The 24,471-nt window shown below is 37.1% G+C and carries 22 protein-coding genes and 1 other annotated feature; all 22 genes read right to left on the bottom strand.

The window, feature by feature from the left end:
* Positions 1–57: 57 nt before the first annotated feature.
* The 22 genes from pyrC to mraY all read right to left on the bottom strand — a co-directional run bounded on the left by pyrC (position 58) and on the right by mraY (position 24,453).
* Entirely contained in the window at positions 58–1,362 is a 1,305-nt protein-coding gene (gene pyrC / locus ACY9Z2_RS14865; protein WP_463610441.1) for a dihydroorotase, read from the bottom strand.
* Positions 1,346–2,245 carry an aspartate carbamoyltransferase catalytic subunit gene (locus ACY9Z2_RS14860; RefSeq protein ID WP_463610440.1) on the bottom strand — a complete coding sequence of 300 codons (900 nt, stop codon included), beginning with the start codon at positions 2,243–2,245 and terminating at the stop codon, positions 1,346–1,348. Before ACY9Z2_RS14860 ends, pyrC begins: the two co-directional genes overlap by 17 nt.
* A 248-nt stretch (positions 2,246–2,493) precedes the next feature.
* Positions 2,494–3,036, bottom strand: coding sequence for a bifunctional pyr operon transcriptional regulator/uracil phosphoribosyltransferase PyrR (pyrR, locus tag ACY9Z2_RS14855; RefSeq protein ID WP_463610439.1), 543 nt, complete (start codon positions 3,034–3,036; stop codon positions 2,494–2,496).
* A gap of 606 nt (positions 3,037–3,642) precedes the next feature.
* Positions 3,643–4,551, bottom strand: coding sequence for an RluA family pseudouridine synthase (locus ACY9Z2_RS14850; protein WP_463610438.1), 909 nt, complete (start codon positions 4,549–4,551; stop codon positions 3,643–3,645).
* Positions 4,548–5,021, bottom strand: coding sequence for a signal peptidase II (lspA, locus tag ACY9Z2_RS14845; RefSeq protein ID WP_463610437.1), 474 nt, complete (start codon positions 5,019–5,021; stop codon positions 4,548–4,550). Before lspA ends, ACY9Z2_RS14850 begins: the two co-directional genes overlap by 4 nt.
* A gap of 198 nt (positions 5,022–5,219) precedes the next feature.
* Positions 5,220–7,976 carry an isoleucine--tRNA ligase gene (gene ileS, locus ACY9Z2_RS14840; protein ID WP_463610436.1) on the bottom strand — a complete coding sequence of 919 codons (2,757 nt, stop codon included), beginning with the start codon at positions 7,974–7,976 and terminating at the stop codon, positions 5,220–5,222.
* 774 nt (positions 7,977–8,750) lie between these two features.
* Positions 8,751–8,974, bottom strand: a binding site (T-box leader).
* Between the two features lie 65 nt (positions 8,975–9,039).
* The gene (locus ACY9Z2_RS14835) at positions 9,040–9,558 is read right to left on the bottom strand and encodes a DivIVA domain-containing protein (RefSeq protein WP_463610435.1); all 519 of its coding nucleotides are present in this window, start codon (positions 9,556–9,558) and stop codon (positions 9,040–9,042) included.
* 100 nt (positions 9,559–9,658) lie between these two features.
* Positions 9,659–10,435, bottom strand: a complete 777-nt coding sequence (locus ACY9Z2_RS14830; protein WP_463610434.1) for a YlmH family RNA-binding protein — start codon at positions 10,433–10,435, stop codon at positions 9,659–9,661.
* Positions 10,436–10,438: 3 nt separating this feature from the next.
* A complete protein-coding gene (locus tag ACY9Z2_RS14825) occupies positions 10,439–10,714 on the bottom strand; it encodes a YggT family protein (protein WP_463610433.1) in 276 nt (91 codons plus the stop codon).
* Between the two features lie 6 nt (positions 10,715–10,720).
* Complete coding sequence (locus tag ACY9Z2_RS14820; RefSeq protein ID WP_463610432.1) at positions 10,721–11,155, bottom strand: cell division protein SepF; 435 nt, start codon at positions 11,153–11,155, stop codon at positions 10,721–10,723.
* Between the two features lie 2 nt (positions 11,156–11,157).
* Complete coding sequence (locus tag ACY9Z2_RS14815) at positions 11,158–11,844, bottom strand: YggS family pyridoxal phosphate-dependent enzyme (protein ID WP_463610431.1); 687 nt, start codon at positions 11,842–11,844, stop codon at positions 11,158–11,160.
* Positions 11,845–11,871: 27 nt separating this feature from the next.
* Positions 11,872–12,678, bottom strand: a complete 807-nt coding sequence (pgeF, locus tag ACY9Z2_RS14810) for a peptidoglycan editing factor PgeF (protein WP_463610430.1) — start codon at positions 12,676–12,678, stop codon at positions 11,872–11,874.
* A 54-nt stretch (positions 12,679–12,732) separates the two neighbouring features.
* Positions 12,733–13,005 carry a YlmC/YmxH family sporulation protein gene (locus tag ACY9Z2_RS14805; protein WP_463610429.1) on the bottom strand — a complete coding sequence of 91 codons (273 nt, stop codon included), beginning with the start codon at positions 13,003–13,005 and terminating at the stop codon, positions 12,733–12,735.
* Positions 13,006–13,573: 568 nt separating this feature from the next.
* Positions 13,574–14,353 (bottom strand): RNA polymerase sporulation sigma factor SigG, encoded by a 780-nt coding sequence (gene sigG / locus ACY9Z2_RS14800; RefSeq protein WP_463610428.1) that lies wholly within the window; start codon positions 14,351–14,353, stop codon positions 13,574–13,576.
* A gap of 125 nt (positions 14,354–14,478) precedes the next feature.
* Entirely contained in the window at positions 14,479–15,198 is a 720-nt protein-coding gene (sigE, locus tag ACY9Z2_RS14795; RefSeq protein ID WP_463610427.1) for an RNA polymerase sporulation sigma factor SigE, read from the bottom strand.
* Between the two features lie 41 nt (positions 15,199–15,239).
* The gene (spoIIGA, locus tag ACY9Z2_RS14790; RefSeq protein WP_463610426.1) at positions 15,240–16,160 is read right to left on the bottom strand and encodes a sigma-E processing peptidase SpoIIGA; all 921 of its coding nucleotides are present in this window, start codon (positions 16,158–16,160) and stop codon (positions 15,240–15,242) included.
* 688 nt (positions 16,161–16,848) lie between these two features.
* A complete protein-coding gene (gene ftsZ, locus ACY9Z2_RS14785) occupies positions 16,849–18,006 on the bottom strand; it encodes a cell division protein FtsZ (protein ID WP_463610425.1) in 1,158 nt (385 codons plus the stop codon).
* Positions 18,007–18,068: 62 nt separating this feature from the next.
* A complete protein-coding gene (gene ftsA, locus ACY9Z2_RS14780; protein ID WP_463610424.1) occupies positions 18,069–19,349 on the bottom strand; it encodes a cell division protein FtsA in 1,281 nt (426 codons plus the stop codon).
* 384 nt (positions 19,350–19,733) lie between these two features.
* Positions 19,734–20,522 carry a cell division protein FtsQ/DivIB gene (locus ACY9Z2_RS14775; protein ID WP_463610423.1) on the bottom strand — a complete coding sequence of 263 codons (789 nt, stop codon included), beginning with the start codon at positions 20,520–20,522 and terminating at the stop codon, positions 19,734–19,736.
* 402 nt (positions 20,523–20,924) lie between these two features.
* Positions 20,925–21,992, bottom strand: coding sequence for a stage V sporulation protein E (spoVE, locus tag ACY9Z2_RS14770; protein ID WP_463610479.1), 1,068 nt, complete (start codon positions 21,990–21,992; stop codon positions 20,925–20,927).
* Positions 21,993–22,120: 128 nt separating this feature from the next.
* Positions 22,121–23,470, bottom strand: coding sequence for a UDP-N-acetylmuramoyl-L-alanine--D-glutamate ligase (murD, locus tag ACY9Z2_RS14765; RefSeq protein ID WP_463610422.1), 1,350 nt, complete (start codon positions 23,468–23,470; stop codon positions 22,121–22,123).
* Positions 23,467–24,453, bottom strand: a complete 987-nt coding sequence (gene mraY / locus ACY9Z2_RS14760; RefSeq protein ID WP_463610421.1) for a phospho-N-acetylmuramoyl-pentapeptide-transferase — start codon at positions 24,451–24,453, stop codon at positions 23,467–23,469. Before mraY ends, murD begins: the two co-directional genes overlap by 4 nt.
* Between the last annotated feature and the right edge of the window lie 18 nt (positions 24,454–24,471).

Genomic DNA, 24,471 nt, shown 5'->3' with positions numbered 1-24,471 from the left:
TATTCACTGGGGTTATTTTTGTTGAACCACTCGAACTTTTACGGCGGTTAAGACAATCTATATCTTTGATGTAGGTGTTTTACTGCCTGTCAAACTACGATATACAATTTTTCCTTCTGCGATTGTTAACACTGGTTTACTTGTAACATCCCATTCGTGAAATGGTGTATTTTTACCTTTTGAATGAAAGTCGTACTTATTAATTTTCGTATTCTTCTCAAGATCAACAACTGTTATGTCTGCAATCGCCCCTTCTTCCAGTTTCCCGTATGGAAGCTGAAAAACTTCGGCAGGCTTAATTGTCAACCAATCAACCAGTTGCTTTAGCGTTATTTTTTCTGTTTTCACAAGATGCGTGTAGAGTAGTGAAAATGCTGTTTCCAAGCCAACAATTCCAAACGGCGCTTTTAAAAATCCTTGTGCTTTTTCATCTTCTGCATGTGGTGCATGGTCGGTCGCAATAAAATCAATCGTTCCATCGAGCAATCCTTCCATTAAAGCAGCTTGATCTTCTTTGCTTCTAAGTGGCGGATTCATTTTCAAATTCGCATCATCTTCGGAAATGGCACTTTCATCTAACAATAAATGGTGTGGTGTAACCTCTGCTGTAACATGAATTCCAGCTTTTTTCGCATCGCGTATCACTCTTACAGACTCTTTCGTGCTTACGTGGCAAACATGATAGTGTGCACCAGCTGCCTCAGCAAGCAACACATCGCGAGCAATTTGTACCGATTCACTTAGTGATGGAATTCCCGGAAAATTCATTCGTTCACTAACATCTCCGTGATGAACCACACCACCATATACAATCGAGTTATCTTCACAATGTGCAACAATTGGCTTATTAACGGCGGCAGCTTCCTTCATCGCCCGAAGCATGAAATCAGCTGTTTGGATGCCTACACCATCATCGGTAAATGCAAACACGCCCATGTCAGCGATTTTCTTGATGTTGGTTAACTCCTCGCCTTTTAATCCTTTTGTGATTGCCGCGTATGGTAAAACACGTACGGTAGCCGTTTCATTGATCCGATTGAATAATGCCTGAACCGTTTCTTCATCGTCTGGAACAGGATTTGTATTCGGCATTGAGCAGACCGTTGTATATCCTCCCCGAGCAGCTGCTTTCGTACCTGTTTCTATCGTTTCCTTATGCTCACCACCTGGCTCGCGCAAATGAATGTGTACGTCAATAAACCCTGGAAAAATCATTTGATTTGTACAGTCGATTACTTTGTCTACCTGCTCATCCATGTTCGGAGCCATTTTTTTAATTTGATCATTTTCAATTAGTACGTCAGTCGTTACGTTTTCACCAGCTTCGGTTAAGTGTGTCGCGTTTTTAAGTAAGATTGCCATTGTACATTCCCCATTCCTTTAAAAGTGTCATTATGATTGCCATTCGGATATAAACACCATTATTCATTTGCTTGAATATTCTCGAACGCTCACATTCTACTAATTCGGTTGCGATTTCTACTCCTCGATTGAATGGTGCCGGGTGTAAAATAATCGCATGATTCTGCATCTTTTTCTCTCTTTCTATTGTTAGACCGAACTGTTCAAGAAAAGAGGTAGATTCATAATTTCCTCCCTCATGTCGTTCATGCTGAATTCGTAGGAGCATGAGTGCGTCACACATTTTTACAGCTTCATCGATTGAAATGTACGGAAAATCAAGTGTTGTATCTTCAAATCCTGGTGCTGCTGAAAAATATACATTTGCGCCGAGAGTTTTTAGCGCGTAGGCGTTTGACCTTGCTACCCGACTATGCTTGATATCACCTACAATCACAATGTTCAAGCCGGCGAAACGGTCAAATTCTTGGTAAATCGTGAGTAAATCCAACATGCATTGTGTTGGATGTTCTCCTTTTCCTGCTCCTGCATTGATAATTGGAATTGGGAGGCGATCAATCAATTCTTCGTACCACATATCATCGTGATGGCGGATAACTGCTAGATTTGCACCAATGGATTGACAAGTTCTTACCGTATCGTATAATGACTCCCCTTTAGTCACGCTCGAAGCTTCCATTTGTAAATCTAGTACTTCCATTCCAAGTTTTTTCTCTGTTACTAGAAAGCTAACTTTTGTTCGTGTACTTGGTTCATAAAATAGATTTGCTGCAAATAGTTGTTGGTCTAGCTTTGGATGTTCTTTACGATAGCTTTCTGCAAGCCTGATGATGGTTAAAATTTGTTCTGTTGTTAGTTGTTTGGTTGATACGAAGTGTTTCATTGCTAAACCTCCCTTATTCTTTTGAGTCCTATCTAAACAACTTTTAAAAATAACTTCTCTTAGTAAACTTGGCTTATCGCCAAGCCTTTATGACGAAAGCCTTAGTTGCACTTTTGCAGTAATAATTTCTTAACTGCCAATAAAAAACCTCTTTGCAAAAGGTCGCAAAGAGGTATACGTGTGGTTTGTCACACGCAACATTGACAACCTTTTAAATCTCTCTGGATTTAGTTAAAGGTTTCGATATTCTATTTTTCATAAATACTTACTTGTTCTGTTTGATCAGTTTCGTCTAACTGTACAACAATTACTTCCTTATCGGATGTTGGTATATTTTTGCCAACATAGTCAGCGCGAATTGGTAGTTCGCGATGGCCACGGTCGATTAACACGGCTAGTTGAATAAGTGAAGGTCTACCAATATCCATCACCGCATCCATCGCAGCGCGTACGGTTCTACCAGTGAAAAGTACATCATCAACCAAAATAACATTTTTATTCGTTACATCTACGTCGATGTTCGTGTCTTTTAGTTCTGGTTCATTACTAGCTGTATTTTTCTCTAAATCATCCCGGTAAAGGGTTATATCTAATTCTCCTACCGGTACCGTGATATTCTCTATCTGTTTGATTTTATCTTGGAGACGTTTTGTAATTGGAATTCCTCGGGTTTTGATGCCGATGAGAACAATATTTTCTCCACCTTTATTTTTTTCCACAATCTCATGCGCAATTCGAGTTAACGCTCGGTTAATTGCCGGCTGGTCTAAAACAACTGTCTTCTCTCGCATGCTATTTCACCACCTTAAATAACTGGACTTATTGCTGTAATTTTTCCTGTCGAATGTTAGAAAACTTGGCTTATCACCAAGCCTTTATGGAGAAATCCTTAGTTGCACTTATGCGATAAGAAAGGATTTATACTTTCTTACCTACCAAAAAATCCCTTTTCTCCATGAGGAAAAAAGGGATTTGGATATACTTTCTACAAGTACAACTGATCCGATTCCTTTTTAGCCTCACGGGACTAACATTAAAGGTTCTATTCATTTGTTTTATTATGACAAACTCTTGTTATTGTGTCAATAGATTTCTAAATTACTTCTATAACAAATTACACCTATATTAATGCTTATTCCAATTACTCTAATAACACCGTATGCCTCTTCTAAAATTTCTTTGTTAGATTCTCTATTCTCATTAAGCGTAATTATGGTCATCCATGTTACTATAGCTCATTTCGAATAATTTCTTAGAATAATTGGCTTATCGCCAAGCTTTCATGGCGAAAGCCTTAGTTGCCCTTATACTGATATCCATAAAACTTATACTTTTGTATCAATGCAAAATAAAAACACCACTCAGGAAAATTCCTGAAATGGTGTTCTAACCTAACTCTATCGCTGTTTAATATATCCGAGAACATCATTAAAAACTTTCGGTGCGTCCACTTCAAAGGACATCCATTCATTCGTTCTAGGATGGTTAAAGCCTAATGACTTAGCATGTAATGCCTGTCCCGCTACATCTAACGTTTTTCGTGGTCCATACTTTGGATCCCCTACTAATGGAAAGCCAATATAACGGAAATGAACACGAATTTGATGTGTACGCCCTGTTTCTAACCTGCACTCTACGTGGGTGTAATCTGTATAACGGTTCAATACACTGAAATGGGTAATTGCACCTTTACCGTTTTCAACGATTCCCATTCTTTGGCGATCTTTTGGATCACGACCAATAGGCGCATCGATCATGCCAGTTTCATGTTCTATTACTCCATGAACAATGGCCTCATATCTTCTTTCAACTGATTTACTCGATAATTGGTCAGCCAGACTAGCATGTGCTTGGTCATTTTTTGCAACAACGAGTAGTCCACTTGTATCTTTATCAATTCGATGAACAATCCCCGGACGTTCAATGCCATTTATTCCGGAGAGATCGCCACAATGGTAAAGTAAAGCATTAACGAGTGTTCCCCCAGCATGTCCAGCTGATGGATGGACAACCATTCCTTTAGATTTATTTACAACGACTACATCTGCATCTTCATAAACAATGTCGAGTGGAATATTTTCAGCTTCCACTTCTAAAGGTTTTGGTTCAGGAACAGACCACTCTACTACATCCCCTATTTGGCATTTATAGTTTGCTTTCACTTTTTCTTCATTGACGGTGACAAAGCCTTCCTCTATCCATGTCTGAACTTGGGACCTTGATTTGTCCGAGTTTTGTTCAGCTAAGAGCTTATCAATTCTTGTCTTGTTTTGTTCAGCTTTTACCTCAAATTGATTTACTGTCATGCGCTTTTGGTTCCTTTCTTTTTCTTCTCGTCACGGTAGGTAGCAATTAAGACGAGTCCAACACCAACTACCAGTGATGAATCTGCCACATTGAAAATTGGAAAGTCATAGCCGAAAATAATGAAATCTAAGAAATCGACTACCTCACCACGGAAAAGGCGATCGATAAAGTTTCCGATTGCTCCACCTAGTACAAAACTTAATGAAACAGCGAGCAACTTACTGTCCTTTGCATATTTTTGCATATAATAAATGACACCGATGACCACGATGGTCGTTACGATGTAAAAAAAGATCATCTTGCCCTGTAAAATCCCCCAGGCAGCACCTTTATTTCGGTGTGAAGTGAAGGAAAAGAACCCTTCAATAATGATAATCTGTTCATACAGTTCCATGTTTTTAACAACGATCCATTTGGTAAACTGATCAAGCGCAATGATAATTGCTGCGATTATGTAATACACGTACATTAACTTTCCCCCGATTCATCAAATATCTTTTCTAATAATAACACATTAAACCTTCCTCTGCCTTCGATAAGTTGTTCCTATTTTGTCCGAATATCTTGCAATTGTATACAAAATTACTGAGCATCATTAATCGTTAGAAAATAAATAACACCCAGATCAAATCTGAGTGTTATTTTATACTAGCACATGTGCTTTCGACTATGCAGAATAATTTTCTTTCACAATTTCTGCGCAACGTGTACATAATTCAGGATGTTCTGCATCCTCGCCAACAGTTTCTGAGGCAATCCAGCAACGTTCACATTTTTCACCCGGATGTTTTTCTACTTTAATATCCACATGGCGGTATTCTTTTGTTCCAGTTGCTTCGTTCACTACATCAGCATCCGAAACAATTAGTAGCTGGTGTACGAGTGGAATCCCCGCTAATACATCTTTTGTTTTTTCATCCCTAGGCACAATTGTTAATTTCGCCTCTAGCGATTTACCAATTACTTTTTCATTACGCGCTTCTTCCAATGCCTTTAATACATCATCACGAACCTGCATAAAGTGATTCCACTTATCTAATACTTCATCTGTATCAAAGATTGCTTCAGGCTCAGGAATATCCGTTAACTGAACGCTTTCCACTTCTGTACCAGGAATATATTCCCAAACTTCTTCAGCAGTGTGTGGAATGATCGGTGTCAGCAATTGAACAAGTGTTGTTAAAATATCATAGTATACCGTTTGGATGCTACGACGTCGTTCATTATCCGCTGCCTCGATATATAAAATATCCTTTGCAAAGTCAAGATAGAATGAGCTTAAATCTACTGCACAGAAATTATGAATTTGCGAGTAGATCGTTGAGAACTCATATTTGTCATAGCCGGACCGAACACTCTTAATAAGGTTCTGTAAACGGTGAAGCATATAACGATCTACTTCCTGTAAGTCATTCACATCGATTCTATCTGTTGCAGGATTAAAGTCAGCAAGGTTCGCTAGCATAAATCGGAATGTGTTCCTAATTTTACGATATGCTTCAGATACTTGTTTTAAAATATCTTGGGAGATACGTACATCTGCTTGATAGTCAACTGAAGATACCCAAAGTCTGAGAATATCCGCACCAAGCTGTTTTTGTACCTTTGCTGGACTCATAATGTTTCCAAGTGATTTACTCATTTTACGTCCATTTCCATCTAACACAAAGCCATGACTGATGATATTTTCGTATGGTGCTTTTCCAGTCACTGCAACAGACGTAGATAATGACGAATTAAACCAACCACGATATTGGTCACTCCCCTCTAAATATACGTCTGCTGGGCGCTTGTGATCCTCACGGCCCATCAGTACAGCCTCATGTGACGAACCTGAGTCAAACCACACATCCATAATGTCCGTTTCTTTTGTAAACGTTCCATTTGGGCTATGCTCAGACGTAAATCCTTCAGGCAAGAGATCCTTAGCTTCTCGTTCGAACCAAACATTCGAACCATGTTCAGCAAATAAGTTTGAAATATGTGCAATCGTTTCTTCTGTAATAATTGGGGTTTGATCCTCCGCATAAAATACTGGAATCGGTACACCCCAAGCACGTTGACGGGAAATACACCAATCCTCTCGGTCTCTCACCATGTTATGAAGTCGTGTTTCACCCCAGTTTGGATACCAATTAATTCGCTTAATTTCATCCAAGATATCCTGACGAAAATCTTTAATTGATGCAAACCATTGTGAAGTCGCGCGGAAAATTGTTGGTTTTTTCGTACGCCAGTCATGTGGATACGAATGTGTAATAAAGGTTAACTTGAGTAACGCACCAACCTCTTCTAATTTTTCCGTAATTGGTTTGTTTGCTTCATCATAAAATAATCCCTCAAAACCAGGTGCTTCATTCGTAAATACACCTTTGTCATCCACCGGACATAGTGCTTCCAGCCCGTATCTTTTCGCAACATAAAAGTCATCTTCACCATGGCCTGGCGCGGTATGAACACATCCAGTACCAGCTTCCGTTGTTACATGGTCTCCTAACATAATGATTGATTCACGATCATAGAATGGGTGCTTCGTTACGATGTTATCCGCTTCTTGACCTTTAAACGTTTTAACAACTTTTGGATTTTCCCATTCTAGTTCAGTTGAAACTGCTTCTAGTAGTTCCTCTGCAATAACGTACTTCTCATCATTAACTTGGACAACAACGTAATCAAATTTAGGATGTAAACTAATACCAAGGTTAGCAGGAATTGTCCATGGTGTAGTTGTCCAGATAATGAACTTTTCACCACCATCTAAAAGGGCTTTTCCATCCGTAACCTCAAATCCTACGTAGATCGACGGCGAGCGTTTGTCTTGGTATTCAATTTCTGCCTCCGCAAGCGCTGATTCGGAAGAAGGTGACCAATAAACTGGTTTTAATCCTTTGTAAATATAGCCCTTCTTCGCCATTTCTCCAAATACACGAATTTGTGCTGATTCATAGTCCTTTGTTAACGTAATGTACGGATTATCCCAATCACCACGAACCCCAAGTTGTTTAAACTGAGTGCGTTGATTATCAATTTGTTCCATTGCATAATCCGCACATTTTTGTCTGAATTCAGCGACACTTAATTCTTTACGTTTTACCTTTTTCTTCTTTGTTAACGCTGTTTCAATTGGTAGCCCGTGTGTGTCCCAACCAGGAACGTACGGTGCATGATATCCAGTCATGGACTTATAACGTGTAATAAAATCTTTTAGAATTTTGTTCAAAGCGTGCCCAATATGCAGGTCACCATTCGCATATGGAGGGCCATCATGTAAAATAAACAGCGGACGACCTTTCGTACGTTCTTGACCTTTTTCATAAATATTATTTTCTACCCATTCTTGTTGGCGAAGTGGTTCTTTATTTGGTAAATTACCTCGCATCGGGAAATCTGTTTTTGGCATCAATAATGTGTCTTTATAATCCATTTTATTTCCTCCTTGTTACTTTTCTCTAAAATTAAATAAACAATCATATTAATCAATTAGACAGTTGATGTAAATAGCGAACTAGTGAAAATTTATAATAACTGGCTATCGCTACGGAAAAACACTGCGCTTTCCCAAAGGAGTCTTCGTGTTTTTCCTCCGCTAAATCTGTGCATTATTCCTATTTATTTTTTGTTTGATTATCAATAATGCATAATAATTAGCCATTAGTAAGCCAGTTGATCTTCGCTGTGGGCAGTCGACTCCTGCGGGATTAATAGGTCTAGGTGAGACCCCGGAGTGCGAAAGCATGAGGAGGCTCACCAGCCGCCCGCGGAAAGCGACTGTCCGCAGCGGAAATCAACGTTGCTGTTATCAGATAATTGGAATTGTGACTAGTTCGCACTTTACGGATACGTTGAAAAACATCCACTTATTAATGAAAATAAGAAAACTACTAGTAGAAAAACTAAAATTAGCGGACACCAGATACCTTATTTGCACAAAATTAGGGTAAATGTGGTCGTTCGCGGACACAGGATACCTTATTGAGTACAAAAAGCCTGATTTTAACCTGTTTTTACCTTAATAAGGCATCCTGAGTCCGCTTACCCCACAAAAAAGGCGTGGAAAGTAAAAATAAGGGCTTCTGTGTCCGTTACCAAAGAGTGCCTAGTCATCACATCGTGTTTAGTTCGCAACATTTATCCTTTTCGCCAAAGACATCTATCATTTAGAAATAGCCTATAACACAAAAAAGCCCTCTGCATCCCAGAAAGGGACGAGAAGACTCGCGGTACCACCCTTATAAATTTAAATAGCATTCATTTAAATTCACTCGAAGTTCGTAACGTGAACGAAACGTCCAATTCTCCTCGCGAACGAATCGATTGGATACTCAGGAGTGATCTTCTAACTATCTTCTGTACTAGGCTTTCACCATTCCCAGCTCGCTAAAACCAGATAGACAATTATACTGTCTCCGTCCATGTATATATCATATAAAAAACAAGTTTATTGTATTATATTATGTAAAATTGCAATAAACGTCAAGACTTAAGAATTATTTTTCTGCTAATTCTAGTTCTTCCCCTATTTCAACATCTTCATCCCCAAGATCGACATCAAATAAATGATCCCAGTCATTTGTATCAATCATTTCGAGCTGTGCTTCAACAAGCATTTTAAGTCTTGTGCGGAAAACTTTCCCTTGTTTCTTTAGTTCTTCTACTTCCATCGCAATTCGGCGAGATTTGTTTAATGCTTCATTAATGATCCGATCGGCATTTTTCTCTGCTTCTTTAATGATTAATTTCGATTCTTTCGTAGCATTTCCTCTTACTTCTTCTGCTGTTTCTTGCGCAATCAAAATAGACTTATTTAATGTCGTTTCAATATTGGTAAAATGTCCAAGCTTTTCATTCAATTGATCCACTTTTTCTTTTAAATCTTTTTTCTCGCGAATTACGATCTCGTAATCCTTAATTACTTGATCTAGAAATTCATTTACTTCGTCTTCATCATAACCTCGAAAACTTCTTGTAAACTCCTTATTGTGAATATCTAATGGTGTTAATGGCACATTGGCCACCTCCCTGCTTAATATATACCTATAACATTGAATACTATACCTATACTTTTGATTCGACACTTTTCCTTAAAATCCTGCATGAATGATGAAACTATTTTAACTTTGCAATCGTAATTTTCCATTTATCTTTCTTGGATTTCCCATTCATACTGACAATCTTACTTCTTCCCTTTCCCTTAAAAGAAAGTAAATCAGTTGCTCTGACTGTAAATGAAGGATCTTCGACAACCCGATAATTGACCTTTACTAGTTTTTTACTAATACTAGTTGCAGCACTTTGTCTAGAGATAGAATAAATTTCTTTTATAATCGTGTCTAAGCGCATTGATGAGACGAGCCTATCATCTTCAATCCAGTTGTATTCTTTCTCTTTTAGTTCACTCAATGACTTCATTTCAAATGTAATCGTAGCCTTTTTTATTGCAGTTAAGTTTGCTAGCACGTAAGTAGCAATATCATCTGCAACAATCAATTGAATCATGCCATTCTGAACAACAATATCACCAAGCTTTTTTCGCTTAATTCCTAGCGATAAAAAAGAGCCCATTACATCTCGATGTCCAATCGTAATAAATTTTTCATGGTAGCTTGTCTGCATCAAACAAATACCAAAGTCTTCGAGCTTTATTTCTTCATAATACGGGGCAATGATTGCACGTTTTCGTTCAGTGAAATTTCCACCACCAAATAATTTTGCCTGTAATTCACTTTCATTCGTGTCCACTAACATTTCCACTATCTGTTGTTCCCTCGGATCAAGAAAATCTGTCAAAATTGGTTGATAGGATCTCTCAACTTGCTCTTTCCACGAAAAAACCCGGTCAATGAACGGGTGTTCTTCCTTTCTAAAGTGCTGATAGATATCCATTACTTAAAATAGACCTGCCAGCATATTAAAAAATACAGGTAACCCATATCCTCTAGCCAAATATAACACCAAAATAGCTACAATTGGAGATAAATCAATCATACCAAGTGGTGGAATGATTTTTCGAAATGGTTCTAAAAACGGTTCACATATACTCGTTAAAAAATTTCCTATAGCCGTATCGCGAGAACCAGGAAACCAAGACATGAAGATATAAATGATAATTGCAAAACTATATAGTTCCAAAGCATAATAAATTATCGTATACAGTGTGTTCATTAAGTGCTACCATCCTTTTTCGAATTCGTCATCTTCAAACAATGTATCGGTTATTGTACCAGATACATTCACATTGTCAGGTGTACATAAAAAAGTATCAGCACCAAGCTTTTGTATGTCACCATTAATGGCATAAACAGTCCCGCTTAAAAAATCCACAATCCGTTTTGCCTGCCCACGTTCAACCCGTTGCAAATTAATGACGACTGCCCGTCTATTTACAAGGTTATCGGCAATTTCCTGTGCTTCCCCGTAAGATCTAGGTTCACTCAGAACAACCTTAGACGCTGACTGCTGCATACTTTTTAAGTTTACAACATTTTGTCTGGATTGTTTTTGCTCGGACCTTGAAGTAGGTTCTGTTTCCTGTTCATACTCTTCCACATATTCATATTCGTCATCCATCGTAAAAAATGTCTTAATCTTGTTTTTTAAACTCATGATTACACCTCACTAGTATTTGATCCAACTAAACTTGAACCAATGCGTATATGAGTAGCCCCTTCTTCGACAGCAATTTCAAAATCATTGCTCATTCCCATTGATAAATAGGTACATGGTGCATAGGTCAACTGTCTATCAACTATTTGATCCCTCTTTTTACGAAGTAAACGAAACGTCTCACGCAAAACTTCGGGATTATCAGTATGTGGTGCCATTGTCATTAATCCGACAACACGTACATTGGGATACTTGGAAATAGCTTCAACAAAAGCATCCACTTCATCAATTGCGAGACCGTGTTTTGATTCTTCCTCAGATACATTCACTTGAATAAAACAATCAACTGGCTCTACCGCACGCTTGTCTATTTCTTTTGCAAGAGAAATACGGTCCAACGAATGGATGTAGTTCACCTTATCAATGACGTCTTTAACTTTTCGCGATTGCAACGTTCCAATAAAGTGCCATTTCGCCCGATCATTAAAATGCTCGTATTTTTTTCGGAACCCTTCCAAACGATTTTCACCAAGATTTTCAATTCCAGCCTGTATAGTTTCTTCTGTTCGTTCTATTGTAACATATTTCGTCACCCCGATTATGGTAATTTCCTCTGGGCTACGATTAGCTTTTTCGCATGCCATATGTATAGTAGATTGAATTTGTTTTAAATTGTCTTTTACTAACAATGTAGTAACGTCCCCTTTCAAAGCCAATCACGGTTGAAAGCCAATGAAACCAAGCATTCTACCAGTTTTACCGTGATCACGTCGATGTGAGAAAAAGAAATCCTCATCGTGAAACGTGCAGTAATTTGTTATATCTATATTACGACGTAAAACACCACTTTGTAAAAGGATTTCCACATTTAGCTGCTTCAAATCTAATAAATAGTGATTATTTTTACGTTCCTCAGTGGAACGCAACTTCTGATCCTGGGTCAAATTTTTAATTACATGGTTATCTACCTCGTATGCATCTTTAGAGATGCATGGACCAATTGCAACTAGAAGTGAATCAATATTTGCCCCTAATGTGGTTAATTTTTCAACCATCTTTTTCCCAATTCCATTAACTGTACCTTTCCATCCAGCATGAGCTATTCCAATTAGATTCGTTTTTGGATCGAAAAAGAATAACGGCACGCAATCTGCGAAGAATGCTGTACACAAAATACCTTTTTCATTCGTAACAAGTCCATCAACACCAGAAAGGGAATCCTCATAGTTAAAAGCCCCTTCACCTTTGACAGTAGAATCAACTACTTGAACATACGTACCGTGAACCTGTTCGCCACAGACCCAATTATCCATCTGTATGCCAATTTTATCAGCAAGAAGCTTTCGGTTTTCGAGTACATGTTGTTTATTATCTGATACATGTAGCCCTAAATTTAACGATGTAAAGGGAGCTTTACTCACTCCACCTTGTTTCGTAGTAAAACCAACCTTTAACGAAGGCTCTATCTTATTCCATTTTTGTAATATAAAAAATGATTCATTTTCCCGTTCAAATACTTCCACCAATAATACCTCCATAAATATTTTTGTCTCATTTTATCACATTTTGAAAGAGTATTAATCGATAGTTGTGTCACTACTAATCAGAAGTGGAGTATCCTTTAAACGAACAAGTATTACATCTGCCCCGATCGTAGTAATTTGCTGCCAGCTGATAATCATTTCACCTGATTTCGCGAACATACCACTTTTCCCCTCTTTAATATGAACGATTAAAGCAAGAATCCTTCCTCGTACCGGATCAATTTCCAAGTCAGTAATATGTCCCAAACGCGTACCATTTTCAATGACAATAATTTCCTTCATTTGTAATTCTGATAGCTTAATCATTCTACCACCACCTTATTAGACTATATGCGGAGATTCGCAAAAAAATAATCCATAACAAAAAAGAACAGATATCAAGTGATACCTGTTCTCTCATCATTTTCGTATTTCTATTGCTGTTACTACTGTCTATATTTTTTATTTATATTGGATTGTGGTACAAAATATGTAAACTGCGAACTAAGCAGGGGGCTAGCTATAGTACGTCAAGGGACGCTGCTTGGTATCGGACTGAGGATTCCTTATTTACCTTATTTACCTTTATTTCGAGGATTATCGGACACACGATGCCTTATTCAGCTAAAAAACATGATTTTCACCTGTTTTTATTCAAATAAGAAATCCTGAGTCCGATAACAATCGCATTTACCCTTATATTATTCAAATAAGGGATCGTGTGTCCGCTAGCTACTTCCTGCATGCAATCTTTCCAGTACGCTCGAAATGTTACATCACTAGCCTTGCCCGCAGCGGAAATCAACATCGCTATTACCATAAGCATGAATTTCACTAGTTCGCAGTTTACTTCAATTATGACAGAGCTTAGAGCAACATAGTTTACGGAAAAGTCTTATTCAAACATCTGCTTATTCATTTGGTTAATCGCTGCTTTTTCTAAACGCGATACTTGAGCTTGTGAAATACCTATTTCATCAGCAACTTCCATTTGTGTTTTACCTTGGAAAAATCGTTTATTTACTATCATTTTTTCTCGTTCATTTAGTTGATGCATACCTTCTTTTAACGAAAGCTTGTCAACCCAGGTGGAATCTTTATCCGATTCGTCACTTAGCTGATCTAGTACAAAAATTGGATCCCCACCATCATTATAAATTGGCTCGAATAATGATACTGGATCCTGAATTGCATCAAGTGCAAATACTATATCTGCCTGAGGTATTCCTAACTCTTCAGCAATCTCTTTTGATGTTGGCTCTTTAGAAGTTTTATTTACTAACTTTTCTCTAACTTGTAGAGCTTTATATGCTATATCGCGTAACGATCGTGAAACCCGGATAGGGTTATTATCACGTAAGTATCTTCTAATTTCGCCAATTATCATTGGTACTGCATAAGTAGAAAACTTTACATTATGACCTAAGTCAAAGTTATCAATTGATTTCATAAGACCGATACAACCTACTTGAAAAAGATCATCAACGTACTCACCACGATTATTAAATCGTTGTATTACACTTAATACTAGACGTAAATTACCGTTCACCAATTCTTCACGTGCAGAAATATCACCATCCTGCATTTTTACAAATAATTTACGCATTTCCTCATTTTTTAACACTGGTAATTTCGATGTATCAACACCACATATCTCCACTTTATGTCTAATCATATAGATTCTACCCTCCCAGTTAGCGATGCTGTTCATGCACAGTATCTCCGCGTGGAAGGTTTTTTATGCAAAGCCTAAACGACAAAAAGTGTCAAAAATGAGGTGGATTTCAACTGGTTGTAAGGCTATACCATTTTATTAAATTCTTTTTTTAACCTGCGAATAATTTTTTTCTCTAATCGGGAAATATATGATTGTGAAATACCTAACATATCAGCTACATCTTTTTGCGTTTTTTCTTCTTTACCAATTAGTCCGAAGCGCAATTCCATGATTTGTTTTTCACGACTGTTTAAGTGTGACAGCGCATTTTTCAGTAGATCTTTATCTACTGTTTTCTCGAGGTCCTTCGTAATGATATCTTCGTCTGTCCCTAAAACATCTGACAACAATAGTTCATTGCCATCCCAATCAATATTCAGTGGTTCATCGAATGATATTTCAGATTTTAACTTATTATTTCTCCGTAGATACATTAGTATTTCATTCTCGATACACCGGGATGCATAGGTAGCTAATTTAATCTGTTTCTCAGGTTTAAAGGTGTTTACTGCTTTAATTAAACCAATTGTTCCAATACTAATTAGATCCTCGATATTAATTCCCGTATTTTCAAATTTACGTGCGATATATACGACCAACCGAAGATTTCGTTCGATTAAGACAGCACGTGCTGCCTTGTCTCCGTTAGGTAATCGTTTTAATAATGATTGCTCTTCCGTTTTTGATAATGGTGGTGGTAATGCCTCGCTTCCACCAATATAGTAAATTTCATCGGCCTTGAAACCAAGTTTCATTAATAGGTTATACCATAATAGCTGTATTCTAAGTTTCCACATTTTCAACGTAAATCCGCTCCTTTTGTAAATGAATAACACTATGATTATTATGCTGAATGCACAGCAGCAAATTTAATTATTTGAGGATGTAAAAGACAATGATAACGTTGATCTTTCGTTAAATCAGAAAATTGAACTCCTATCAAAATCTTATTTGTCATAATTTCCTGTTCATCATATAAAATTTTTATATGATCTGGTTTGATTGCAAGCATGTAATTAGACTTACCTTCCACTCCTTGAAAGGGCACGATTCGAATACGATCTATCCACTTATCTGGTATAGAATCAATGTCTAAAAGGTCACATGCCTTCTTAATTGCGTTCCATTCATCTTTTGTAAACCATTGGTTCATAAACGGTTCGTCGCAGATAACGACAGGAGTTTTTGTTAGAGGATCAACTAATTGGTTGCCACTATCGATATAGCCTGTTGTTTGGAACTTTGTATGATTAATTTCCAAGGTTACCGGACAAAGCTGATCATATTTGATTTTTTCCGCAGCGTGCTTGTCCATATTTTTTTTCGTAAATCGCCAAACAATTGGAAAACAAATGAGAACAAAAAGCCAACTGATTGGATCACCGTAACCTTTATTAAAAGTTAGGACTCCATTTGCGTTCACACTAAATGGGCTATCTAGCATATAGTGAAAAGCTATCATTCCCCCTCCAATTGTGAACGTGACAAAGTAAAACAATACGAGCAATCGAAACAGTTGATACATGGAACGAAAGTGAGAAACACAAGCTATAATCAAAATAGAATAAAAGAATTTTCCAATCACACTAGTAATTAATGAATCTGGAAAATAAATAGATATTGGAACGATCATAGAAGCAACAAAGGATCCTAAAACAATTCTCTTTTTACTAGTATTTTCCTTGGCTAATTTGAGTGTTAGCAAAATGAGCATCATATCGAATAGAAAATTTAAGAGCCAAACAACATCTACATATATTGTCACTTCTCCCTTCCTTTCCACTTAAATAAATTCATCTTCAAGGTGATTATTTCAATGATTAGTAAAAGTATAAGGGAGCACCACTAAAAAAGTCTGTCACTTCTTGTATGCAAAAAAGGGCTATTTTTAACCTCTTATCGGGGGGATTGTCGTAGATAGATTTAGGAAAAATACACAAGTCTATATTCATAAGTATTTTTGTTAATTGATCTACATAGTTGAGTGAAATGTGATTTAGTGGAAATTCATGTTTATGTTAACTACATCGTTAAATTCCGCTTCGGACAAGGCTAGGAAGAAAAATTTTTGAGTGTTCTGGAATAATTAAATGCAGGATGTCAGCTAGCGGACACACGATTCCTTATTTGTGAAAAATAAGGGTAAATGCGGTTGTTATCGGACTCAGAATTCCTTATTTGGGTTAAGACAGTTAAAAATCATGTCTTTTAATTGAATAAGGTATCGTGTGTCCGATAATCCTCAAAATAAAGCTAAAAAAGGCAAATAAGGCATCCTCAGTCCCCTTAGTCCGCTTAACCCATAAAACAGGTGCAATAAGTAAAAATAAGGGATCTTGTGTCCATTATCGAGCAGTACCTGCCACCATGTCACAAATTAAAGATTTAGCATCAACAAAAAAAGCAAACATGCTGGAAATATATCCAACACATTTGCTTCTTAAAATATCTAATTATCTATTTCGATTACGGTTGCGTAAGAAAGTTGGGATATCTAACGTATCCTCTTCTTGCTTTACACGATTTGGCTGTTGTTGTTGCTGATGTTGCTGTTGTTGATGTTGTGGCTCTCTAGGTGCTTCATCATATTGTCTTGGTGAAGGCTGTTGTCTATGATTCATAATTGGACGCTGTTTAGGCGTTTCATTAACCTTTTGATTCTCATCAAATCCAGTTGCAATTACAGTGACAATAATTTCATCCTTCAGATTTTCATTAATAACAGATCCAAATATAACGTTTACTTCATTGTCTGCAGCAGAGGTTACTAGGTCCGCAGCTTCTTGAACTTCATATAGACTTAAGTTTGCTCCACCGGTAATATTCATTAAGATACCATGCGCTCCGTCGATTGACGTTTCTAGTAATGGAGAAGATATCGCTTTTTTCGCTGCTTCTGTTGCACGGCTTTCACCTGTTGCAACACCGATTCCCATCAATGCAGAACCTTTATCAAACATAATTGTTTTAACATCGGCAAAGTCAACATTGATTAGACCAGGTTTTGCGATTAAATCAGAAATACCTTGTACACCTTGACGAAGTACGTTATCCGCTTCACGGAACGCTTCTAGCATAGGTGTATTTTTATCGACAATTTCTAGTAAGCGATCGTTTGGAATTACGATTAATGTATCTACACTATTCTTTAATGCGTCAATTCCTGAAACAGCTTGTGTTGAGCGTCTACGGCCTTCAAATGTGAATGGACGAGTAACAACACCAACTGTTAGCGCGCCTAACTCTTTTGCTATACTAGCAATTACAGGTGCAGCACCAGTTCCTGTTCCACCACCCATTCCAGCAGTAACAAAGATCATGTCCGCCCCTTGCAGTACTTCTTCAATTTGTTCTTTATTTTCTTCAGCGGCTTTTTTGCCAACTTCTGGATTAGCACCTGCACCCAATCCACGTGTTAATTTTCCACCAATCTGTAGCTTTGTTTCTGCTTTAGATAAATTTAATGCTTGTGCATCGGTATTTACTGCGATAAACTCAACACCTTCAACACCATGCTCTATCATTCTATTAACGGCGTTACTACCTCCACCGCCAACACCAATAACTTTTATCGTTGCTAACTGATCCATATTCGTATCAAACTCCAACATTTTCGTTCCTCCTAATTTACAAATTACAAGAGTGTATTATCGGTTATTCATGGAACACTATATTAATCAAAGAAGTATTTAAAAATATTAGCAATTCCAGATTCCTTTTTTGGTTTCTCAGTTTGTTCCTTTGCAGTAGGTTGTTTTTTCGCTCGTTTAGGCTTTGGTTCGTGTGCGTGTTCAATTACTGCTGGAAATAGTTCTTTCCCTTGTATTTTCGCATTACGGTAAGCAAATTGCAAGATACCAACACCTGCTGTAAATTGTGGCTCTCGAACGCCAATGTAATCTGGAATAGCCATTCTTACATTTGATTGAAATAGATCCTGTGCAAGCTCTAAGACTCCAGTCATTTTCATGGTTCCACCTGTAAGTACGTATCCACCAGGTAGTCCTTGATAACCAGCTTTTCTAATTTCACGCTCTGCAAAAGCATAGATTTCCTCAAGTCTCGCTTCGATCATATCAGCAATTTGCAATTGGTTATATACCTGTTTCGTATTGCTTCCTATAATGGACACTTCAAATGTTTCATTTTCTTGTGCTTCGTCAAAAAAAGCATGTCCATAATTCAACTTGATGTCCTCTGCTTCTTCCGTAGAAGTCCGCAGTCCAATTGATAGATCTTTTGTTATGTTATCCCCGCCTAAAGGAACCACACTAGTCGATATTAGATGATCATTTTCAAAAATTGATACAGTTGAACATCCACCACCAACATCAATTAAAGCGACGCCAAGATTTTTTTCATCTTTAGATAAAGCAATTGCCCCTGATGCAAGTGGTTGCAAGCAAATATCTGCTACCTGTAAATTTGCACGTTCCACACACTTTAATATGTTATGTAAAACTGTTTTTGAGCACGTGATGATGGTTCCTTCCATTTCTAATCGGACACCAATCATCCCACGTGGATCAGTTATTTCATCCAATCCATCTACTATAAATTGTTTTGGTATTACGTCGATAATTTCTCGTTCAGGTGGAATAGATAACACTTGGGCCGCATCAATTACGCGTGTAATATCTTCATTTCCTATTTCACGATTTTCGCTCTGTACAGCTACTACACCATGGCAAGATTGTAATTGAATATGATTACCGTTTATCCCTACAACGACACGATCAATTTCCATACCTACCATTCGTTCAGCTTGTTCTACAGCATTTCTAATCGAGTTAACAGTCTGATCGATATCTACAATAGCACCTTTTTTCATGCCGTTTGATTTTGCTGATCCTACTCCAATAATATTTAGTGAATCATTTACAACTTCTCCAATAATAACTTTTATTTTTGATGTCCCTATGTCTAAACTAACTAAAATCTCACTCTGATTCAAAGAAAGGCACCTCCCAATTCCTATCAAGCCTTTTCAACTAATTTCAACTTTTTGCATATAACATTATAATCTATAATTCTATCGTAATACACGGTAAAAATAAAATATATAATGAGTAATTCTACAATAAACATAGAAATCCTTTTATTTTCATTAGTTTTTTTTAGATTTTTAGAAAACTTAACTTATCGCCAAGCCTTTATTGCGAAAGCATCCGTTGTACTTATGCAGTAAGTTAGGGTTAATACTTTCTTACCTGCCAATGAAAAATAACGTATTTCTTTTTATTTCGAAGTGAATTTTATTCCACACTAAACTCTTCGGTAGAACCGACGTGTATGTGTCTTTCCTATCCAATTAATTATTTTCAATTAGATTTTCACATTATTCAGCACTAGTTTCTACAATTTCTTTGTCTTTCTTTTTATCATCGAAAGACTCAAAATATATACCTACCCCAATATGAATTATTCCTTTGCTCGCTGGATCGAGCTGGGCTACAATTGAAGGATAAACTTTCATCTTTTCAGAGAAATTTCGTATTGTTCCATCCACCATATAACCATCATTCATATAAAGAACAATCTTATTCTTATTGCCTTCTTTCGGTTTCCAGTGTATTTCTGAAATTAAGTTACGAATGTTCTGCGGTAGTTGTTTTAATTCATTTGTCATTTTATTCATTATCGTTTCGTCATCAAAACCTAATAGTAGTGGCGCGTCCCCTATATTAGATTCGCTTTTCATTTTGGTTAACACCTTACCATTTCCCAAAATAGGATAGAAGTTGCTTTCTTTTTTAACGTAACCAACACGGGTAAACTCGTTAACTTTTATTTCCAATGTCCAAGGTAAATGTTTGTTAACTTCAACAGAATCGATAATTGGATTTTTAGTAATCGCTTTTTTAATTTTAGATTCATCAATCGTCCAAATATTCGTATCTGTTGTTACGTTGATTTCATTAACAACCTCTTCGTCTGATATTGCGGTATTACCAGTTACTTTGATTGTATGTACATGGCTTAAAGGTGATTGCAAATACACAATAATCGATACCAATAAGAAAAAAATAGAAAGATAGAATATTAACCGTCTATTCGCTTTCTTTTTACGAGCTTGTTTCAGTTTCGGGATGCGATCCTCTATTGAAACAACGTTCTTTTTACTCATTCCTATTTCTTCCTTTATGACATATTAACAGAAGAAAACGGCATCTTAGAAAAGCGCAAACGCCTCGAAAGACACGACAAGCATAAGCAGAGCGGTGCAGTGTGGTTGCTTTTGCCACACGGAACCGAACTGCTTATGTCTCGAGTGTCTAGGCGTTGAAGCTAGACAAGAAAAGTGCAACCGCCTTGAGTACCTCCGAAAAGCTTCAGTCAAGCCTCTATGTGGCGCTTTTTGCCACAAAGAGGCTTGATCTTCGGACCTCGAGGGGGTAGGCGTTGATGCTAGAGTGCCGTTTCATTTTGTTACATGAATTATATCATATAACGTATAGAAATATGTAGTACACATTACCTAGAAAAAATGCTTTTTTGCTTGTACTAACAGATTTTTATCACTATTCGACTAAATTGTGGTAGATTTGCTAATATTTAATAGCACACCAACTGCACATAGGGTTAACGTTAAGGAAGAACCACCGTAACTTAGAAATGGAAGTGTTATTCCTGTAACTGGGATTAAACCAATTACTACGCTAATATTTATCATCACTTGAATTGACAACATGGTAGTAATCCCTAATGCTAGGTATCTACCAAATTCATCTTGTGTAGTTAGGGCTACTTTAATTCCTCTCCAAAATAACAAGACAAACAAGATGATCACGAAGCTTCCACCTATGAAGCCTAGTTCTTCTCCTAAAATAGCAAAAATAAAGTCTGTTTGTGGTTCGGGTAAATAAAAATATTTTTGTATACTATTACCTAATCCTACACCCATTAATCCACCAGGTCCGATTGCATACAATGATTGAATGATCTGAAACCCATCACCAAGTGGATCTTCCCACGGATTAATAAATGCTGTTATTCGCTTAATCCGATATGGCGCAGAAATGATGAGTAGTAGAAATGCAACTACCCCAATGCTAGCTAGTCCAAAAAAATGAGTTAATTTAGCACCTGCAGTAAAGATTAAAACCATGCATGTTAAAACTAGAACGACACCAGTACCGAGGTCTGGCTGTAACATTATTAGCCCGAAAGCAGTAAACACTAATATAATTGAGGGGAAGAAACCTTTCTTAAATGAAGTAATATTCTTCTGGTTAAACGTCAGGTATGTCGAGAGATACATAACAAGACCTAGTTTCATAAATTCAGATGGCTGGATACTGAATGCTCCGACTCCAATCCAGCTTTGTGCCCCACCACGGATTAGGCCAATACCTGGAACTAGTACCAACCCTAACATTACAAAACATATGAGAAGAATAGTTTTGGCATACTTTTTCCAAATACCATATGGTGTCATCATGAAAAAGATCATCGCAATAATCCCAACACCAACAAATAATAACTGTCTTTTAAGATAAAAAAATGCATCGCCGTATTTGTAATCTGCCCAAACGTAGGAAGAGCTGAAAACCATAACGATTCCAATAATTAATAACGCGATCACGATTCCTAACATTAAATAATCCGGCTTACTTTGCGGTTTGTTTATTTTTTCTAACAAAAAAATACCCCATTTCGAAATGCGTAGAAATTAGGGCATTATGATAGATAGTATATTCGAGTATAGACTGATAGAAAATGCCCTTACTCTAATGTATGCACAGTTTGGATAAACATGTCCCCTCTTATTTCAAAACTTTTATATTGATCCCAGCTAGCACATGCAGGAGAAAGTAAAATGACATCCTCTGGATTAGATAGAGAATAAGCCTTATCAACGGCAGCAGTCACATCATCAACCAATTCGACTATTTCGATACCTGCCTTCACTGCTAAGTCCTTCAGTTTATATTTCGTTTGACCAAACAACACCATTCCTTTTACATGCTCTAGATACGGTAGTAATTCGTCAAACTCATTTCCTCTATCGAGACCGCCAGCTAATAGTATGGTAGGCTGCGTAAATGCCGACAATGCTTTTTTGGTAGCTAAGATATTTGTAGCCTTTGAATCATTGTAAAATAGCCGATTATTAATATTCGCAACAAATTGAAAGCGATGTTCAACACCCGAGAACGTTTTTAATACCTTTCGAATTCCTTCATTTGTTGCACCGCTTAACTTGGCCGCACAAATTGCTGCTAGCATATTTTCAATATTGTGATCACCGACTAACATAACTTGATTTTTATCGATAATTTTTTCTTGCCTATAATAAATGCTTTCAGAATCAGCCCATGCCCCATTTTCAACTCTGTTCGAAAGAGAAAATGGTACTTTAATTGATTTTGCTTGCTCTACTGCTTCACGGATCAATGGCGAATCAGCATTATATACTAAGTAATCCTCACTCGTTTGATTTTGAAAGATGTTATACTTTGCCTTCTTATAATTATCAAAGGTTTTATGATAATCCAGGTGTGCCTCATAAATATTTAATAATACAGCTATGTTTGGTCTAAAGTCTTTAATACCCATTAGTTGAAAAGATGATAGCTCTAAAACCAATGATTCGTTCTCTTTTAGAGATTGAGCAACTTCAGTGGCTACTTTACCTATATTACCAGCCACCTTAACAGGTAAATTACTTTCAGCAATCATATTGGTAGTGAGAGTTGTTGTAGTTGTTTTACCATTTGAACCAGTGATACCAATTACATTTCCTTCAGCTAGTTTACTAGCTAATTCGATTTCTGTTATTACTGGAATATTACGTGATAATGCTTCATCGACAACAGGGTTATCATATGGTATCCCTGGATTTTTTATGACAATATCGATATCTTCTAAGACGGAAAGTGGATGAGAGCCTACAATTACTTCAGCGCCCATTTCCCTTAGTTTTAACACAACATCATCAGACTCTTGTGAAAGTTTATCATTCACACGAACATTTATCTTATTATGTAGAAGCAGCTCAGCAGCAGCTGTCCCGCTTTTCGCTAATCCAAGAACTAATACATGTGAATAATTAAAATGACTCAACTTATTCATGTTAACCACACCTCAATATAGACACCAAGTGCCGCAAACAGTAATCCAACCAACCAGAAAGTTGTTACAACTCGCCATTCGCTCCACCCCATTAATTCATAATGGTGATGTAAAGGACTCATTTTAAATACACGTTTACCAGTTGTCTTAAATGATATTACTTGAATAATGACAGAAAGGGTTTCGATCACAAAAACTCCACCGATAATTATTAGTAGAATTTCCATTTTTGTCAAAATCGCAATTGCTGCTAACGAACCCCCAAGTGCTAACGAACCAGTATCACCCATAAAGACCTTTGCAGGATGAGCATTGAAAATTAGAAATCCTAATAAAGCACCTACCGTTGACAAAGCAAAAATGGCTACTTCATTTTGAGGGAATCCTGTCCATGCAAGGATTCCAAAAGCACCAAAAGCAATTGATGCAGTTCCTGCTAGAAGCCCATCGAGTCCATCTGTCAAGTTAACCGCGTTGGATGTACCAACAAGCATAAAGATAATTAATAGTGCATATCCCCATCCAAGATCCCATTCTAAATTAGTACCAGGAACCTGAATAGTTGTATTGAAATTATTCATCTGCAAAATAAAATAAAATATGAGTGCAATGACTACTTGTCCTATCATTTTTTGCTTAGACGTCAGACCTAGATTTCTCTTTAGTGCAACCTTAATGAAATCATCTAAAAATCCTAATAAACCGTAGCCAAAAAGAACAAACAGTAGTAACCATAATTCATAACTTATGGATTGAAATGAATATTTGGAACCCATAATCAGCGAAGTAATAACGATGCTAACTACGATCATAATTCCACCCATTGTAGGTGTTCCTGTCTTTTTCACATGTGATTGGGGTCCTTCCTCACGTATACTTTGTCCGAATTTCAAGCGTCTTAAAAAAGGAATAAATACCGGAGATAAAAGGACGGTAATTAAGAATGCTATTGCGATAGTTAGTAAAAGTGCATTTATATTCATTGTTTCTCCTCCTCAAAC

The sequence above is a fragment of the Virgibacillus sp. GM2-2 genome (genome assembly GCF_055329585.1).
Note: the sequence above shows the minus strand (reverse complement) of the source record. Positions and strands in the feature narration are given on the sequence as shown.